The 14,634-nt window shown below is 64.0% G+C and carries 20 protein-coding genes; 9 read left to right on the top strand and 11 right to left on the bottom strand.

Features of this window, described 5'->3' with window-relative positions:
* The 4 genes from EOA49_RS17015 to EOA49_RS17000 form a co-directional block, all read right to left on the bottom strand.
* The coding region (locus tag EOA49_RS17015) for an ABC transporter ATP-binding protein (RefSeq protein WP_245460702.1) at positions 1–941 on the bottom strand (941 nt) is incomplete at its 3' end.
* On the bottom strand, positions 938–1,963 hold the full coding sequence (locus EOA49_RS17010; RefSeq protein WP_127243265.1) for a glycosyltransferase: 1,026 nt from the start codon (positions 1,961–1,963) through the stop codon (positions 938–940). The genes EOA49_RS17015 and EOA49_RS17010, both read right to left, overlap by 4 nt.
* 112 nt (positions 1,964–2,075) lie before the next feature.
* The gene (locus tag EOA49_RS17005; protein WP_245460701.1) at positions 2,076–3,191 is read right to left on the bottom strand and encodes a glycosyltransferase family 2 protein; all 1,116 of its coding nucleotides are present in this window, start codon (positions 3,189–3,191) and stop codon (positions 2,076–2,078) included.
* Positions 3,188–4,339, bottom strand: coding sequence for an acyltransferase (locus EOA49_RS17000; protein WP_127240447.1), 1,152 nt, complete (start codon positions 4,337–4,339; stop codon positions 3,188–3,190). The genes EOA49_RS17005 and EOA49_RS17000 overlap by 4 nt, the downstream gene beginning before the upstream one ends.
* Positions 4,340–5,121: 782 nt before the next feature.
* Here EOA49_RS17000 and EOA49_RS16995 point away from each other — a divergent pair.
* The 3 genes from EOA49_RS16995 to EOA49_RS16980 all read left to right on the top strand — a co-directional run bounded on the left by EOA49_RS16995 (position 5,122) and on the right by EOA49_RS16980 (position 7,689).
* Entirely contained in the window at positions 5,122–5,715 is a 594-nt protein-coding gene (locus EOA49_RS16995; protein WP_245460699.1) for an EamA family transporter, read from the top strand.
* Positions 5,716–6,119: 404 nt separating this feature from the next.
* Positions 6,120–6,620, top strand: a complete 501-nt coding sequence (locus tag EOA49_RS32680) for a hypothetical protein (protein ID WP_164746741.1) — start codon at positions 6,120–6,122, stop codon at positions 6,618–6,620.
* A gap of 592 nt (positions 6,621–7,212) precedes the next feature.
* Entirely contained in the window at positions 7,213–7,689 is a 477-nt protein-coding gene (locus EOA49_RS16980) for a hypothetical protein (RefSeq protein WP_127240445.1), read from the top strand.
* Positions 7,690–7,871: 182 nt separating this feature from the next.
* Here the strand turns inward: EOA49_RS16980 and EOA49_RS16975 are convergent, their stop codons facing one another.
* Entirely contained in the window at positions 7,872–8,516 is a 645-nt protein-coding gene (locus EOA49_RS16975; protein ID WP_066992920.1) for a response regulator transcription factor, read from the bottom strand.
* Positions 8,513–9,913: a sensor histidine kinase gene (locus EOA49_RS16970; protein ID WP_095801506.1), complete on the bottom strand. Its 1,401-nt coding sequence runs from the start codon at positions 9,911–9,913 to the stop codon at positions 8,513–8,515. The genes EOA49_RS16975 and EOA49_RS16970 overlap by 4 nt, the downstream gene beginning before the upstream one ends.
* Before the next feature lie 558 nt (positions 9,914–10,471).
* Between EOA49_RS16970 and EOA49_RS16965 the strand changes: the two genes are divergently transcribed.
* Positions 10,472–10,654, top strand: coding sequence for a hypothetical protein (locus EOA49_RS16965; protein ID WP_066992926.1), 183 nt, complete (start codon positions 10,472–10,474; stop codon positions 10,652–10,654).
* Positions 10,655–10,669: 15 nt separating this feature from the next.
* Here EOA49_RS16965 and EOA49_RS32675 read toward each other — a convergent pair whose 3' ends face one another.
* The gene (locus EOA49_RS32675; RefSeq protein ID WP_156751037.1) at positions 10,670–10,828 is read right to left on the bottom strand and encodes a hypothetical protein; all 159 of its coding nucleotides are present in this window, start codon (positions 10,826–10,828) and stop codon (positions 10,670–10,672) included.
* Positions 10,829–11,046: 218 nt separating this feature from the next.
* Entirely contained in the window at positions 11,047–11,184 is a 138-nt protein-coding gene (locus EOA49_RS32670; protein WP_156751036.1) for a hypothetical protein, read from the bottom strand.
* A 42-nt stretch (positions 11,185–11,226) separates the two neighbouring features.
* Here EOA49_RS32670 and EOA49_RS16960 point away from each other — a divergent pair, with 42 nt between their 5' ends.
* Genes EOA49_RS16960 through arsC form a run of 3 tightly spaced genes read left to right on the top strand, consistent with a single transcriptional unit; the run spans position 11,227 to position 12,679 of the window.
* The gene (locus EOA49_RS16960) at positions 11,227–11,577 is read left to right on the top strand and encodes a metalloregulator ArsR/SmtB family transcription factor (RefSeq protein ID WP_067321941.1); all 351 of its coding nucleotides are present in this window, start codon (positions 11,227–11,229) and stop codon (positions 11,575–11,577) included.
* Positions 11,574–12,272 (top strand): MIP/aquaporin family protein, encoded by a 699-nt coding sequence (locus EOA49_RS16955; RefSeq protein WP_127240444.1) that lies wholly within the window; start codon positions 11,574–11,576, stop codon positions 12,270–12,272. The genes EOA49_RS16960 and EOA49_RS16955 overlap by 4 nt, the downstream gene beginning before the upstream one ends.
* Positions 12,269–12,679, top strand: coding sequence for an arsenate reductase (glutaredoxin) (arsC, locus tag EOA49_RS16950; protein WP_127240443.1), 411 nt, complete (start codon positions 12,269–12,271; stop codon positions 12,677–12,679). Before EOA49_RS16955 ends, arsC begins: the two co-directional genes overlap by 4 nt.
* A gap of 111 nt (positions 12,680–12,790) precedes the next feature.
* Here arsC and EOA49_RS16945 read toward each other — a convergent pair whose 3' ends face one another.
* Positions 12,791–12,973: a hypothetical protein gene (locus EOA49_RS16945; RefSeq protein ID WP_067321930.1), complete on the bottom strand. Its 183-nt coding sequence runs from the start codon at positions 12,971–12,973 to the stop codon at positions 12,791–12,793.
* A 204-nt stretch (positions 12,974–13,177) separates the two neighbouring features.
* On the opposite strand from EOA49_RS16945, the gene EOA49_RS16940 reads away from it, so the two are divergent.
* Positions 13,178–13,327, top strand: coding sequence for a hypothetical protein (locus EOA49_RS16940; RefSeq protein ID WP_095778956.1), 150 nt, complete (start codon positions 13,178–13,180; stop codon positions 13,325–13,327).
* A gap of 166 nt (positions 13,328–13,493) precedes the next feature.
* On the top strand, positions 13,494–13,766 hold the full coding sequence (locus EOA49_RS16935; protein ID WP_067321928.1) for a PilZ domain-containing protein: 273 nt from the start codon (positions 13,494–13,496) through the stop codon (positions 13,764–13,766).
* 144 nt (positions 13,767–13,910) lie between these two features.
* On the opposite strand, the gene EOA49_RS16930 is transcribed toward EOA49_RS16935, so the two are convergent.
* Both EOA49_RS16930 and EOA49_RS16925 read right to left on the bottom strand, forming a co-directional pair.
* Entirely contained in the window at positions 13,911–14,195 is a 285-nt protein-coding gene (locus EOA49_RS16930) for a photosystem reaction center subunit H (protein ID WP_067321925.1), read from the bottom strand.
* 99 nt (positions 14,196–14,294) lie between these two features.
* Positions 14,295–14,618: a DUF2934 domain-containing protein gene (locus EOA49_RS16925; protein WP_127240442.1), complete on the bottom strand. Its 324-nt coding sequence runs from the start codon at positions 14,616–14,618 to the stop codon at positions 14,295–14,297.
* Between the last annotated feature and the right edge of the window lie 16 nt (positions 14,619–14,634).

The raw sequence follows: 14,634 nt of genomic DNA, 5'->3' as shown, positions 1-14,634 counted from the left end.
GTCATCTGCAGCGCGCGCACATGCGGCTGCAGGCGGTAAAGCAGGATGAGGAAGGCGGCGACCAACGGGAAGCTCAGGCCGGCAAGCCAGGCGCCGATCACCACCGCCAGGAACAGCACGGCGTGCAGCACTTCGGTGAGCGGCGCCAGCGCGCCCTGGCGGCTGGAAAGCGTGAAGGCCGCCCGCCGCACGCTGTCCGATGCCTTCTCGAAGGCGGCCTTCTCGCGCGCCTCCTGGCCGAAGATGCGGATGAGACGGCCGGCATGCACCAGGTGCAGCATCTGCGAGGCTAAAGCGCTGTTGCGGGCCGCGACGCTGCGGCTCGGGCCCTTGAGATGGGCCGACAGCACCATATGTGCCGCTTGCACCAGCGCCAGGCCGAGCATCACCAGCAGCGTCATCTGCCAGGATAAGAGCAGCAGGAAGGCAAGCAGGATAACCGCCGCCGAGGCGCTGACGATCGCGCCCAGCACCCCCTGCATGGCGTCCGACGCCCGCCAGGATTCGTTGGAGATGATGTTGAGCAGCCGCCCTGGGCTCTCCTTCAGGAAGAACGGATAGCCGACGCTGAGCAGGCGTTCGGCGAGCGCGCCGCGGATCGATTGACCGGCCTTGCCGTAGATATGCGCGGTCAGCACCGCATTGGCGAAGGCAAGCAGGTTCTTGAGCAGGATCGAGCCGAGGATCGCGGCCGAAATCGCGATCAGCCGCTCGCGCTCGCCGAGCCCGGCGCCGACCTTCTGCAGCAGGGCGGAGAGTCCGGCCATGCCGGTCGCCTCGCCATGTCCCATGATGATGCCGAGCAGCGGAATGATCAGCCCGATGCCGAAGCCTTCGAGCGCAGCACTGGCAAGCCCGAGCGCGACGACGGCGGGCAGCAGGCCGAGCTGACGGCGGCCGAGCGCCCGCCGCAGCATCGCCAGAGTCGGGTGCCCGCTCATGGCGCGCCGGCCTCCGTCCTGGCCTCGGCGGCTTCCTGAGCGTGCCGCGGCTGCCGATCGGGCCGCCCCGCCAGCACGAGCGCCATGAATTTCGCCGCGCCCGCGAGGTTCATCAAAACGATCGGCCAGTGCGAGAGCCTGAGATCCTGGTCGAAGCGCGGGCCGCCGATCAGCTCGCGCGTGGCGGCACGCGCCGCCCAGTAGAAATGGCGAAGCAGCCATGGCGCCCGGCGGAAATGCTTGAGACACAGCGCGCCATTGCCGAAATGATAGTCGCGGTGCAGCCGATCGATCGCCTTGCGGCCACGCCGGCCGTGGTGATGGAAGATCGTCATGTCGGGCACATATTCCACCGCCATGCCGGCGAGCATGGCGCGCACCAGGTAGTCGGTGTCTTCCGCCGAGCGCAGCGGCCCGCCGGCGCCGAAGCGTTCGTCGAAGGGGCCGATGCGAGCGGCGACGTCGCGATGCATGGTCATGTTGCAGCCGAGCACGAAGCCGCCCGGATGCACGGCGGGCGTCAGCCGCTGGCGCTCGTCGCAGCGCTTGATGGTGAAGGGCAGGTCGCGCGCATCGCCGAGTTCGACGCGGCCGCCGCGGATCAGCCATTTCTCACCGCTTGCATAATGCCGTTGGAGGTCGGCGAGGTAGTTGCGGTCGAGCCTGCAGTCGTCGTCGTTGAAGACCAGCACGTGCCCGCGCGCCCGCGCCAGCCCCGCATTGCGCGCCGCCGCCAGCCCGGGCCGCGGCTCTGAGATCGCCGTAAGTGGAATGTCGGAGCTCGCGGCGATCCGGGAAAGATATTCCGCCGTGCCGTCGCGCGAGCCGTTGTCGACCACCACCAGTTCGGCGGCGAAGGCGGGATGCGCAAGACAGGCGGCACGGATCGAATCGATGCAGGCTTCCAGCACCGCCGCGCGGTCACGCGTGCAGACGATGAAGGAGACCTGCGGCCGCTGCCTGGGCCAGGGAGGCGCGGGCAGGGCCGGGTGCCGCGGCAGGGGATGGCGCGCGTCGTTCATGGAGAGGGCTCAGCGCTGAGGCTGCTGACCTCCCTGCTTGTGAGGGGAGATTGGCTGTCGCGCCGGCTTTCGCCGATTTCCACCGCCGGCGAGTGGACGCGGCCAAAGCTGCTCATGCCGCCTCCATCCTGTAAGGCGCCAGCACCGATGCCGCCGGCGTGGATTTGAAGCGGTAGGCGAGCCTGTCGGCCTGCTTGCCGGCCCACATCGAAGCCTGGCTGAGCCACGGTGCCCAGGCCCCAGGGCGCAACGCATATTGCTCGCGGCGGCGGATCGCGTTCCATTTCGCGGAAAGCGTCAAAAGCTCATGCGTCAGCGCGGATTGCTCCTCGTCGTTGACGAGCTGGTAGAGGAAATAGAAGAGGTTGAGCGCGCCGGCCTCGAAGCTCGGGCGCACCGCCGCGGGCAGCGCGGTAATCCGCTCTTCCAGCGCGCGGATGAAGGCTGCTACCCCGGCCACCGTCGCGAAGGAGACTTGATCGCCGATCGCGCGCAGGTCCTTAGTATCGTCTGTCAGACCCTCGCGCTCGAGGTTTTCGCCCACGATCCTGAGATGTGTGCGCCGCATCTCCTTCACGTGCCGGCTGGTCACGCTGCCGGAATGCACGCGGTAGACCAGCAGGCTCTCCTCCATCAGGGCCGCCGGATAACGGTCGGCGAGCCGGCGGAAGAGGTCGAAATCCTCGGCATGCCGGTAGGCGGCGTCGTAATGAAGGTCGGCCTCGCCGATCACCCGGCGGTTGTAGACCACGGTCGGGTGCATGAAGATCGTGAAGAATTTCGCGAGCGCGGCAAGGTCGAGGCGGAACACCGGGTCGAGCCTGCCAGGCGCAATACGGCCACGCACCAGCATGTCGACGATCGAGCCGCAGAAGCCGAGGTCGGGGCGCGTTGCAAACAGCGCCGCCTGGCGCGACAGCCGCCAGGGATAGGCGAAGTCGTCGGCGTCCATACGCGCGACCAATTCGCCTTGCGCGCTCGCCAGCCCCTCATTGAGGCTGGCGACGAGACCGCGATTCTCGCGCGAAATAAGGGATACACGGCTGTCCGCCTTGCGGCAGCGGTCGAGGATCTCCAGCGACCGGTCGGTCGAACCGTCGTCGATCGCGATGATCTCGAGCCGGCTGTAGTCCTGCCGCAGGATCGATTGGATTGCAGCGCCGACATAGGGCTCGGCATTGTAGACCGGCAGCAGCACGGAGATGAGAGGAGTGGCGCTCGCCATCATCGCCTCGCCTCGGTTTGCTGCAGGTCGAGCGCGGACACGCTGGCCGGCGGGCCTATCCAGCTTGTCTCGCCCGCCATGCCCGCGCGCGACCGCGCGACATAGGGGAAATAGCGCTTGAGACTGTTGAGCGGCTTTTCGAACAGCGCCCAGGAGAGCGAGGCGACAAGCAGCGTGGCGGCACCTGCGACAAGGAAGCGGCCAGGCCCTTGCTCCGAGACGTTGAGCGGGATCCAGGGCTGCGCCTTGACGGCGTAGGCGAGAAGGATCGGGTGGTAGAGATAGACGCCGTAGCTGATGCGGCCGAGGAAAAGCAGCGGCGGCAGTTCGGCCAGCTTGCCGAGCCTGCCGCCGAGGCCGTTGGAGCAGGCGGCGACGATCGCCACCAGCGGCACCAGCGGCAGCACCTGCACCAGCGCCCAGTGCCCCCACTCCCATGCCGAGTTCGCCGGTCCCGGATCGGACCAGACGACGAGCAGGAAAACGACCGCGAAAGCCGGCCAGCCGAGCCGCATCCAGCGCGGCACATCGGCGCTCCTGGCGCGGCGAACGGCAAGCAGGGCGCCGCAGCCGAGCGCGTCCATAGAGGCCGGCGGCAACAGGTCCCGGGCGAGCGCCGGGTTGGCGGTGAGCGGCCAGTAGAAGCGGTACGCGAACGAGAAGAGGATGACGCCGATCGTGATCGCCTCGATACGCCGGCGCGGCGCCAGCAGCACGATCAGCGGCCAGGCGAGATAGAACTGCTCCTCGATGCTGAGGCTCCAGAAATGGCAGAGCAGCCAGGGGTTCCAGTCGTTGCGCAGCGCATACCAGAAGTTCGAGAGATAAAGCGCATGCCAGGCAAGCGACGAGCTGGACTGTTCCAGATTGGTGAGCCAGACCAGGGCCAGCACCGCGAAATAAGGCGGAAAAATTCGGATCACGCGCCTGGCATAGAAGGCGCGCAGGGCCGGCCCGGAAACGAATGCGTTGCTGTCACGCGCGTCAAGCAAAAGCCGGGTGATCAGGAAGCCGGAGAGCACGAAGAACAGCCGCACGCCGAGATGGCCGAGGAAGGAGGTGCCGTTCGGCGCAAGGAAATGCGCGTATAGCACCAGCGTGACGGCTACAGCTCGCACTGCATCAAGCTGGATGTCGCGCTGACCTGTCATTGGCGGGGTCCCCAGGCTCCGTCGTAAGATCCTGCGCTGGACCTGCAAAGCACGCCGACTCCGCCTGTCGACGAATCTCCGTCCGGGGCGAGAGTGCCGTCCTTGGCTGTCAGCGGAATGCCCATTCGGCTCAACGTAGCGGCATCCTCCACTGCCCATGTTGGTTAACATCTGTCTCCGCTTATGTTGCGGCGCAACACACAATGCTTACGAGTTTGAAATAAAGCTGTGATTTGGAGGGTTGCAGACGACAGTTGACTTGGGAAGTTTGGCCTATGGTCCTATATGGTGATGGTCGGTTGGTCTGATTTTTGAAGTATTTATCGCTACGGATGCTGTGACGCATTGCGACAACCGTAGCGGGTGTTTTGGCGATATTGACAGTAACGCTCCATTTAGCCAAAGACTATTCAAATCGCGTTGTGAAAAGTATATTGAATTTCAAAGTCTTGTGCGGCGCAGCAATCCAGTTGCGATACTTGAAAGGCCTGTCCCAGCATCCGGTCCCCGTTGCCTCACGACAGGGGCAACGCCAGTCTCTATCGCCGCCTCGGACCGGGGCGCGGGGGGTGGAGGAGAAGTGACGTCGACGCCGAGTGCAAAACCGCAGGCGCAGCTGGGAGCCTTGCCCATCCTCGGCCTGCTTGGTGCCATCCTTTCGGTGCAGGTTGGCGCGGCCTTCGCCAAGGGCCTGTTTCCGGTCCTCGGGCCGGACGGCACAACAATGCTGAGACTCCTCATCGGCGCGCTGATGCTGGCGGCAGTGCTCAGGCCCATGGAAAGTGCTGCCGACACGAAAGGGTCTGCCTTGGCTCGCCGTCTATGGCGTCACCGTTTCGGTGATGAACCTGCTCTTCTATGCCGCGCTCGAGCGCATTCCGCTGGGCATCTGCGTGGCGCTCGAATTCACCGGCCCGCTTTTTGTCGCCACACTCGGCTCGCGGCGCCTTTTCGACCTCGTCTGGGTGATGCTTGCGGTCGCCGGCATCGTGCTGCTCTCGCCGTTCGCCGATATCAGCCGCGGGCTCGATCCGATCGGCGTGCTGCTTGCGCTTGCCGCCGGCGCCTGCTGGGGGCTCTATATCATCTGTGCGCAGAAGGCCGGCGCCGAGCTTGGCGCCCGCACCTCGGCCTATGGCATGGCGATCGCCGCGCTCGTCGCGCTGCCTTTTGGCTTCACCGCAGCCGAACCTTATCTCACCGACTCGCATGTCATGGCGGCCGCGGTCGTCGTCGGGCTGTTCTCCAGCGCGCTGCCCTTCTGGCTGGAGATGATGGTGCTCGCCAGAATGCCGGCGAAAGTCTATGGCATGATCGTCTGCCTGGAACCCGCAGGCGCCGCGCTGACGGGTTTCTCTTCCTGCACGAGAGCTTGAGCGTTTTGCAATGCGCCGGTATTGGCGCCGTGATTGCCGCCGCGTTCGGCGCGGCCGTAACGGCGAGAGCGCCGGTTCCGTCACCCTGTTAAGGATCAATGCCATATCGCCTGAGGGCGCGGCGGTTTTGGGAGAGCATAGAACAACCACTCGTAGCGCGTTGCGCGAAGCCGTGCACGCGGGTATCCACGCCAGAAAAAAGCCGTGCACGCAGCCGTGCCCGATCACATCTGGTGGTTGAGATAGGACTTAGGTCTGACATCGCTGCGAAAAAGGTCTTAAAAAGCAAGACAAGGGTCGTGGGCCACTTCCCCACGACGGGTTGATTAGGGATGCTGATGTTGCGACATTGCCGGTGGGGTAGTTCGGCCGAAGGGTCGGATGGCTGGCAAGGGGAGATTGGGATGCGCGTATCGCGCATGGGCTGCAGGCATGTCTTGCGGGCGCTCGTTGCGCTGGCGCTTGTTGTCGCGCCTTTTCATCTCTCCTTCGACGGTCCTGTCGTGGCCAAGGCCTATGCCGGCAAAGGCGGCAATGGAAACGGCAATGGCGGTGGGAACAGCGGCGGCGGTAACGGCAGCGGCGGCGGCAACAGCGGGAACGGGAACGGCAACTCGGGCGGCAACAGCGGAAACAGCAACTCGGGCGGTAACAACGGAAACGGAAACAGCGGCAACAGCAAGGGCGCAACGAACACTGCAGCAACCGGCGATGTCGATGATCATGTGAATGCGGCGACCGGCGACAAGGTCGAGGTCAGTGCCAATAGCATCCAGGTCACGCACCGGAACGGAATGAAGGAGAGCATCGAGAACGGCCGTTTCAGGATGGAGGACAAGTTTGGTCGCACCATCGTCGAGCGCAAGGCCACAGTGGCCGATCTCGATCGCCTAAAGAGTTTGTGAGAGCGAGGTTCTATCTGGATTAGATCTTAAGGGGCCAAAAGCCAGCGCTGCAAAATCAGGTTGCCACCTTTTGCTTCGTCTCTTCGGTCCTGATCGTCTTACGACAGAACTCCCGCTGCTCACCTTGCCCCCGCCTTTTGGCGGGGGTACTTTTTTGGGGCCCTTGAGACGGCTGCCGGATAAGGCGGGCTCTTGGCGCATGCCCCCGCAGTCCGGGGAAACATTTCATGCGCAAACCAAAGGTTACGGCGCTTTTTCGTCCAGGAGGGCGCATGCGCCGTAGCATGCCGCGGTTCGTTGAGTGTCCGCGCCGTTCTCGCGTGCGACAGTCATAATGAATTGCTGGCCGCTTTCCAAGCGATTTGGTTAACGCGACGGCAGTCGCAGCTTCCAGTTGTGTTCCCGGCTGGTGCGACAATGGTCCCCAAGTGACTGCAAAAAGGTCCGACCGGACATGGCATGGGTCGTGGGCCGCTTCCGTAACCTTACCAAAGCGTGAATCTTGTCTGGTCAAGACACCGGTTCCGCCTTGGCGGGCTGAGAGCGGAACTTCGGCAGGGCCGAGGCGGAACCGGCATGAACCAAGGACGGCATGCGCGAACCCGCCTCAAAAAGGTTTGTCCGCCTTACGCTGCGCGCCGCGGCCGCGCTGGCGCTTTTTGTCGCGCCTGGTCATTTCACGTCCAATAGCCTCGCCAAGCTCCTGGTGGCCACCGCTTATGCCGACAACGGCGGCGGCAACGGCAATGGCGGCGGGGGCAACAGCGGCGGCGGAAACGCTGGCGGCAATTCCGGCAACAGCAATGCCGGTGGCGGCAATGCCAATGCCGGTCCTGGCAACAACAGCGGCAAAGGCAACACCAGCCCCGGCGGCAAGGCCGCCAGCCGTGTCAATGCGGCGACGGGCGACATAGTCGAGATCGACGGCAACAGGATCACCATCATCCACCGCAACGGCATGAAGGAAGAGATCGAGAACGGACGCTTCGAGATGAGCGATGCGCAAGGCCGCACCATCGTCGAGCGCCGGGCGACCGAGAAGGATCTGGCCCGTCTGCTAGGCTTGTGAGGGCCGAGAGAAGCTACCCCCTTTTCCCGCGCCTTCGCATGTCACCCCCGCCTTCAGAGGCGGGGGTGATTTGCTTTTGAAATGACGGTGAATGGTGAATAGGGAACAGTAATCAACGAAACGCACTTCACCGAATGGGAACGCGCCGACGCTTCACCATTCACTGTACTTTCCACTATTCACTAATTCCTCTCTCTCGCTTCATGCATCAGCAGCGCCGCCTCCGTCCGATTGCGCACGTTGAGCTTGGCGAGCACTCGGGTCATGTGGTGCTTGACCGTCTTTTCCTGCAGCGACAGCCGCATCGCGACCTCCTTGTTGCTCAGGCCCTCCGCCACCAGCCCCAGGATCTCGGCCTCGCGGCCGGTGAGCTGGCTGAGCGGGTCGGGCTTGCGGCTGGTGGGCTGCAAGAGATCCGACAGCAGCCGGGCCGAAAGCGTCGGCGAAACGTAGCTCTGGCCGTTGGCGACGTCGCGCAGGATCTCGGCCAGCGACTTGGAGCCGACGCCCTTCAGCACATAGCCCCGCGCGCCCGCCTTCAGCGCCTGGGCGACATCGGCATTGGTCTCGGACACGGTGAGCATGACGATCTTTTGCTCAGGCGCCGCCGAAAGGATGCTGGCCAGCGCATTGAGGCCGCCGCCGGGCATGCTGATGTCGAGCAGCAGCACGTCGGGCGCGCTGGCGCGGACCAGCTTTTCGGCGTCCTCGGCGCTGGCGCCTTCGCCGACAAGCTCGAAGCCGCCGATCTCGCCGAGGCTGCGCGCCACGCCCTCACGAAACAGCGGATGGTCGTCGACAATAGCGATGCGGATGGGTGCGGTCACGGCTGCTCCTCGACAGACAATGTGATTACCAGTCTCGTTCCCCCCGGCCCCGAAAGCGTCTCGAATTGCCCGCCAATGCTTTCGATACGCTCCCTGAGACCGGCGAGCCCGAGGCCTTCGCTTCGCGCAGGATTGAAGCCCGGGCCGGTGTCCTGCACCTCGACCAAAAGCTTGCCGCCCTTCATCGTGGCTCTCACCTGCTGGCCCTTGCCCTTGCCGTGCCGGAAGGCGTTGTTCAGTCCTTCTTGCACGAAACGATAGATGCTGATCTTCTCTGAGGTGCCGAGTTCCGGCAAGCGCTCTGGCAGCGTCAGCAGCACTTTGGTGTCGGTGCGGCGCTCATGCTCGGCGACCGCCAGCCGCAATATGTCGGCCACCGCCTGCGTCTCGATCTGCGGCAGCACCAGGCCGTTGCAGATGCCGCGTATCTCGCTCATCGCTTCGCCCAGCGTCTTATGGATGCCGGCGATTTCCGCCTCGCGCTGCGGTTTGGGCGTGGCGGGGTCGACCAGCACCGGACTGTCCATTCTGAGCGCGGCAAGTGCCACCAGCTGCGCCGGGCCGTCATGCAGGTCGGCGCCGATGCGCCTCAGGTAACGTTCGTTGATGGCAGTGGCTCGCCGCGAGGCGCGCTGCACGCGTTGGCGTAGCGACGAGTTCTGCGCCAGCGCCTCCTGCAACTCGCTGACCTTGGCTTCCAGCGCGGCACGCTGCGTCTGGATGGTGCGGCTGCCGCGAAACACGATGCCCGACAGCAGCGCCAGCGAGGCGGCGGTGGCGCCGGCCACCACCAGCCAGGTCCATCTGAGTGCTGAATTCAGCGTCTCCTGGAAATCGTCGGCGACTTCGTAGAATTCCGACACCGCCACCACTTCGCCCGACCAGGGTTCGCGCACGGGGTTGTAGATCTCGAACAACGGCGCGGTCACCGCTTTCTCTTCGCTGGTCTCAGGATCGTCGGCGAGGTTGTTGAATTCCGCCACGACATTGCCGGCAAAGGCCGAGATCAGATTGGGGTTGGGCGGAAACGTCTTGCCGATCAGCTTCGAGTTATCGGCGTAAAGCACCGTGCCGTCGCGCCGCCACAGCTTGAATGACACTAGCCTCTTGCCGAGCGCGCCTTGGCCGAGCGTCTCGTCCAGCGCCCGTTTGACCGTGTCGTCGAGCTCGCGGCTCTTGCGCAGGTCCGGCAGTAGCGGCGCGATCACGCTGTCGACATAGAGCGCCGTCGTGGTGGCGGAGTTGTGCATCACGCCTTCGCGGATTTGCGACGTCACCCAAAGGCCAACCACGAGCATCACCGCCAAAAGCCCGATGCCGCCGGCAATCACAAACTGCCAGGCCAGCGACAGCCCGCTCCAGATTTGCACAAGTCGCTTCAAGGTCTCCCTGAGCATTCGCGCGATTCACCCCACCACGGACAAAGAGTATAGGCCAGCCGCGGCAATTGCGACACCGACCTTGGTCCGGCCTTCAGGCGAGCGGTTAACAGCGCGGCCGTCGAGGCTGCAGAAACCGCTTCCAGGTGCCAAGAACGCCTAGTCCGGCCCCCGGCACAGATGCGGGCGGAACATTAGCAGTTTCTAAGTGTTGAGGTCTTTGCGAGGGCTCCCGAAAGAAACTTCGGCCTATGCCCCCTTGGCAGGCGCGTTTCCTGACCGCTGACATGTGGAGAGGACCATGAACAACATCATCTGGATCGTAGGTGCTATCGTCATCGTGATCGCCATTTTGAGTTTTCTGGGTCTGCGCTGATTCGAGCCGGGCCGCTCGTAGCGATGGCGGCGCGAATGAAACGTGCGGCGGCTTGGGGTGGCCTTGGCCATCCGGCTTTTCGGTCGTGCTCGCGGGTATGATCACCGCACTTGTTTTCAGGCGGATGGGCTGGAACGCAAAATAGGGCGACCGCGTTTTGTCTCGCTATGTCGAGGAGTTCTCACCTTCACAAGGCCGAGATGCCAGGCTTGGCCTCGATTGCCGAGGCGGAGCGCCAGGCGCGCGCCGAAAAGAACGCCAGACTGAGGGATCTTCGTACGCATACATCGTGGCTGGTGCTCGATCCCGACGCGCTTTTCCGGGACGAGATCGACTGCTCGGCGCTGTTCGGTGAAGTGCCTGGGCTAAAAATCGTCGGCTAGGAGAGGCCTCGGCTGTCAGGCCGTCTGAAGACGTGCGACAGGTGCCCCGCGCAAGATCGCTATCAGCCGCGCGACGGCCAATGGCGCCAGGAACATGAAAACCGTCGTGATGCTGAGGAAGATCGACCAAGCCAGATCGATCACGCTGTGGTCATAGCAGACTGCGAATTCCATGGCGCCTTACCCTTTTATCCACCCGGCTGCGCATCAGGTTGCCACGCATTGGGCCAAGCATGATCCTCATTTTCAAGAAATACAAGAGATCGCTAATTTGGGTAGTGGGTCAGTTGAAAGTCCATCCCGATCAGAACAGGCGCTTTCGCCTAGGCCCCGTCTGGAAATAGACGGGAACGGGCGTCAAACCGGCCACTATCCTGGTTGGGGTGGAAATTTCACCGGCCGGCCGCGTCGTAACGAAACACCAGCGGCTTGTCTTGGTAATCAGCCAGCGTGTGGAGCAGATCGCCGATGGTCAGGTCCGAGGATCCAATGGAGGAGCGGGGACGATATTTCTTGTCAGGAGTGAGCATGTCGGCTATGCCTCGTTTCAATATTTCAAGGATTGTTGAAACGTGGATGAGCGACAAGCCCTGATGGCCTTTGGTGCGCTGTCGCAGGAAACGCGGCTGAAACTGCTTCGGTTGCTGGTGGTTGCCGGGCCGGACGGCATCGCCGCCGGTTCGCTTGCCGAACAGGTCGAGGTGTCTCCGTCCAATGTCAGCTTCCATCTCAAGGAACTGGAGCGCGCCGGCCTGGTCGGCACGCGCCGCGACGCACGCTCGATCGTCTACAGCGCGGAATACGATGCGCTTTCCGCTCTGATCCGCTTCCTGATGGAGGATTGCTGCTCGGGCCGGCCGGAAATCTGCGCGCCGGCGCTCGCCGCCCCGTGCTGCCGGCCGGGCGAGGGGCCCCGGCAATGATCTCTTACGATCTGCCGCGACGTGCCGTTGCTGAAGCCCTGGGCGCCGGCCTGCTGGTGGCAACGGTGGTCGGTTCCGGCATCATGGCGGAGACGCTGACGCATGACACCGCGCTGGCGCTGCTCGCCAACACGCTCGCGACCGGCGCCATGCTGGTGGTGTTGATCACCATCCTCGGACCGATCTCCGGGGCGCATTTCAATCCGGCCGTCTCGCTCGTCTTCTGTTTGAACCGGTCGCTCCCGCCGCGCGATCTGCCTGCCTATCTCGCCGCGCAGTTCGCCGGCGGCATCGCCGGCACGATCGCCGCGCACCTCATGTTCGCCCTGCCGCCCTTGGAGATCGCGACCAAGCTGCGCGCCGGACCGGCGCAATGGTTTTCGGAGATTGTCGCGACATTCGGCCTGGTCGCTGTAATTCTCGCCGGCCTGCGCTTCGAGCGACGGGCTGTGCCATGGCTGGTAGGCCTCTTCATCACCGCCGCCTACTGGTTCACCGCCTCTACGTCCTTCGCCAATCCGGCCGTCGCCGTGGCGCGTGCGCTCACCGACAGCTTTTCCGGCATCAGGCCGGCCGATCTCCCGGGTTTCATCGTCGCCGAACTGCTCGGCGCCTTGATCGCGCTGGCGCTGATGGGATGGCTGCTGCGGCCCGAATCCATCGAGCAATCCGAGCCACTGAAAGCCAAGCCATGACGGTCACCATCTACCACAACCCCGCTTGCGGCACCTCGCGCAACACGCTTTCCATGATCCGCGCCAGCGGTGAGGAGCCGATGGTGATCGAATATCTGAAGGCGCCGCCGAGCCGCGAACGGCTACTCGAATTGATCGCGGCGATGGGCATCCCCCCGCGCGACCTGTTGCGGGAGAAAGGCACGCCCTACGCGGAGCTTGGCCTCGCCGATCCGAAATGGAGCGACGACGAGCTGATCGATTTCATGCTCGCCCATCCCATCCTCATCAACCGGCCGATCGTGGAGACGCCCAAGGGCACGAGGCTCTGCCGGCCGTCGGAGGCGGTGCTGCCGCTGCTCGACAACCCCGTGCGCGAATTCGTCAAGGAGGATGGCGAGAAGGTCGCCTGGTTGCCGCAAACCTAGAGCGCCAGATGCATTTTCATGCATAACGGTCCGCCGCTGTCGGAGCTTGGGCGGATAGGTTGGCAGCGCGGTGCTGGAATTCGTGGCGGCGATCGCTACCCCGGCAGCCGCTCAGGCGCAGTCCTTTAGCTCGACCACCTCGACGCCGAGGCGGAAGGCCTGACCATCGGCATAGGAGCGCGCAAATTGCTCGGCTTCGAAAGGGAAAGTCAGCGTAGTGCCGTAGGCGGTGACGCGCACCGTCCACCTCTGGCCCTTGACGAGTTCAACGCCGTGAAGCTTGGCCGTCGCCATCTCACCCTCCTCCAGTCCAGCATGCTCGCGGACGCAAAGACTAACGCCGCGGAAGTCGTTTGAGTACAAATAATCCGACCCAATTGTGTCGCTGCCGCGTCGATTCCGACATTCGGCGCGGCGCTTCCGTGAAATGGATCACGTTCGCTGCTGGAACCCCGGACAGGTCGAGTGGATTAGACTTACGAGCAGAGGAGGTGTCCCATGATCCGCAAGCTGAAGTCCGGCGACTACCGGCTCTATTCGCGCAAGGTGGATCCGAGGACCGGCAAACGCCGGAATCTCGGTACCTTCAAGTCGCGCGAGGCTGCCGAAAAGCACGAGCGCGAGGTCCAGTATTTCAAGCGGCATTAGCGGCATGCGACAAGCTCGTTCGGTCCGGCGCCGCCTGTGCGGAAACGGGATCGCCGAGTGGGCAGTGATTAGAAAACGCTAACGGAACGGAAACACGTCCGCGCTAGGGTGGTGCGTCGGGCGATTGAGTTTGAGCCCGCCGGGCAAGTTTCGGGACCAGTGCATCATGGCCACCTTTCCCCACTTAGAGCGCCGTCTTCATTCACGAGAATTCGTGCTGAAGGAGGCTACAATCGTCACCGGCGACGCCAGCATCAGGTGCTCCGTCCGTAATCAGCACGAGCATGGCGCCGAACTGCGCGTCGGGCCGCAGGTGGAATTGCCCGACCGTTTCACGCTCATTGTTCCCGATGACGACGCCGTTTATCGGGCCGTGGTGCGCTGGCGCCGCAACGAGCGCGTCGGCGTGCAGGTCTACAGCAATTCAATGAAGGGCTGACGGCCTTCGTTAGCCCCGGCAACGGGGCGGAGCGGCGTCGCCGCTTCTCCACCGCCGTCGTCTCGTTGAGCGCGGGGGCCACGTGCAGGCCGCCGAGCGCGACCTGCTGAATGGAGGCCCGGCTCTCGTCGGACCCTCCCGTGCTCAGTCGTGATGCTCGGGCATCGACTTCAGCTGGTCCTTCGTCCATCTGGTCACGGCGTGGACGTCGCCGTCCTCGTCGCGCATGAAATCCAATTGGTTGGCGCTGACGGCGACCGGCTTTGCACCGATGCCGAGGAAGCCGCCGACAGCGATGACGACCTGGCTGCCATGCATGTGGTCGACCGAGCCGATCTTTTCGTCGTCCGGGCCGTAGATGGTCGCGCCTTCGAGAATGCTGGGAGTCAATTCGGCGTTTGTCAGCCTCACGTGGTTGGTATGATCCATGACAGGTCTCCTGTGGTTAGACAGGAGGAACTGTCGATGGCAACGAGGGTTCCGCCGACGTCGAATGCCGGCAACGTCGCACGCGTCTGGGTTCCTGACCTACAGCCCTTTCCGTGCCCGGATGCTCCGCGCCGCCTGCTCGATCGCGGCGCGGTCGCTGCCCAGCCTGTCGAGCAACTCCTGCGCTTCTTGGGCCGATATGCCGGTGCGTATCGCAAGCGCCTCGACCGTCAGCACATCCGCGCTGTCGATCTCGCGCGTTCCCGGCAGCGCATCGTCTGCCGTGAGCGGCAGCGCCGCCTCGCGATCGATCTCCATCTCGGCCTGGCGCCAGTGCCGCTCATGGTCGCCATGCAAGCGGCCCTCGCGCTGCCAGAGCTCATAGGCACGCTGCCTGATCTTCTCGGTCCGATCATCATCCATTGCCGTTCCTCCCTTT

This window comes from Mesorhizobium sp. M1A.F.Ca.IN.020.04.1.1, from assembly GCF_003997315.1.
Taxonomy (GTDB): Bacteria; Pseudomonadota; Alphaproteobacteria; order Rhizobiales; family Rhizobiaceae; genus Mesorhizobium.
The sequence above is the reverse complement of the archived record's forward strand: the minus strand, read 5'-3'. Positions and strand labels throughout refer to the sequence as shown.

What these genes read in the sequence shown, in the direction of transcription:
- EOA49_RS16935 (WP_067321928.1), top strand. Translation starts at nt 13,494, where the DNA reads ATGGCCACCTTTCCCCACTTAGAGCGCCGTCTTCATTCACGAGAATTC.
- EOA49_RS17000 (WP_127240447.1), bottom strand. Translation starts at nt 4,339, where the DNA reads ATGACAGGTCAGCGCGACATCCAGCTTGATGCAGTGCGAGCTGTAGCC.
- EOA49_RS32675 (WP_156751037.1), bottom strand. Translation starts at nt 10,828, where the DNA reads ATGGAATTCGCAGTCTGCTATGACCACAGCGTGATCGATCTGGCTTGG.
- EOA49_RS32670 (WP_156751036.1), bottom strand. Translation starts at nt 11,184, where the DNA reads ATGCTCACTCCTGACAAGAAATATCGTCCCCGCTCCTCCATTGGATCC.
- EOA49_RS16945 (WP_067321930.1), bottom strand. Translation starts at nt 12,973, where the DNA reads ATGGCGACGGCCAAGCTTCACGGCGTTGAACTCGTCAAGGGCCAGAGG.
- EOA49_RS16925 (WP_127240442.1), bottom strand. Translation starts at nt 14,618, where the DNA reads ATGGATGATGATCGGACCGAGAAGATCAGGCAGCGTGCCTATGAGCTC.
- EOA49_RS16965 (WP_066992926.1), top strand. Translation starts at nt 10,472, where the DNA reads ATGCCAGGCTTGGCCTCGATTGCCGAGGCGGAGCGCCAGGCGCGCGCC.
- EOA49_RS16940 (WP_095778956.1), top strand. Translation starts at nt 13,178, where the DNA reads ATGATCCGCAAGCTGAAGTCCGGCGACTACCGGCTCTATTCGCGCAAG.
- arsC (WP_127240443.1), top strand. Translation starts at nt 12,269, where the DNA reads ATGACGGTCACCATCTACCACAACCCCGCTTGCGGCACCTCGCGCAAC.
- EOA49_RS16955 (WP_127240444.1), top strand. Translation starts at nt 11,574, where the DNA reads ATGATCTCTTACGATCTGCCGCGACGTGCCGTTGCTGAAGCCCTGGGC.
- EOA49_RS16930 (WP_067321925.1), bottom strand. Translation starts at nt 14,195, where the DNA reads ATGGATCATACCAACCACGTGAGGCTGACAAACGCCGAATTGACTCCC.
- EOA49_RS32680 (WP_164746741.1), top strand. Translation starts at nt 6,120, where the DNA reads ATGCGCGTATCGCGCATGGGCTGCAGGCATGTCTTGCGGGCGCTCGTT.
- EOA49_RS17005 (WP_245460701.1), bottom strand. Translation starts at nt 3,191, where the DNA reads ATGATGGCGAGCGCCACTCCTCTCATCTCCGTGCTGCTGCCGGTCTAC.
- EOA49_RS16970 (WP_095801506.1), bottom strand. Translation starts at nt 9,913, where the DNA reads ATGCTCAGGGAGACCTTGAAGCGACTTGTGCAAATCTGGAGCGGGCTG.
- EOA49_RS16980 (WP_127240445.1), top strand. Translation starts at nt 7,213, where the DNA reads ATGCGCGAACCCGCCTCAAAAAGGTTTGTCCGCCTTACGCTGCGCGCC.
- EOA49_RS17010 (WP_127243265.1), bottom strand. Translation starts at nt 1,963, where the DNA reads ATGAACGACGCGCGCCATCCCCTGCCGCGGCACCCGGCCCTGCCCGCG.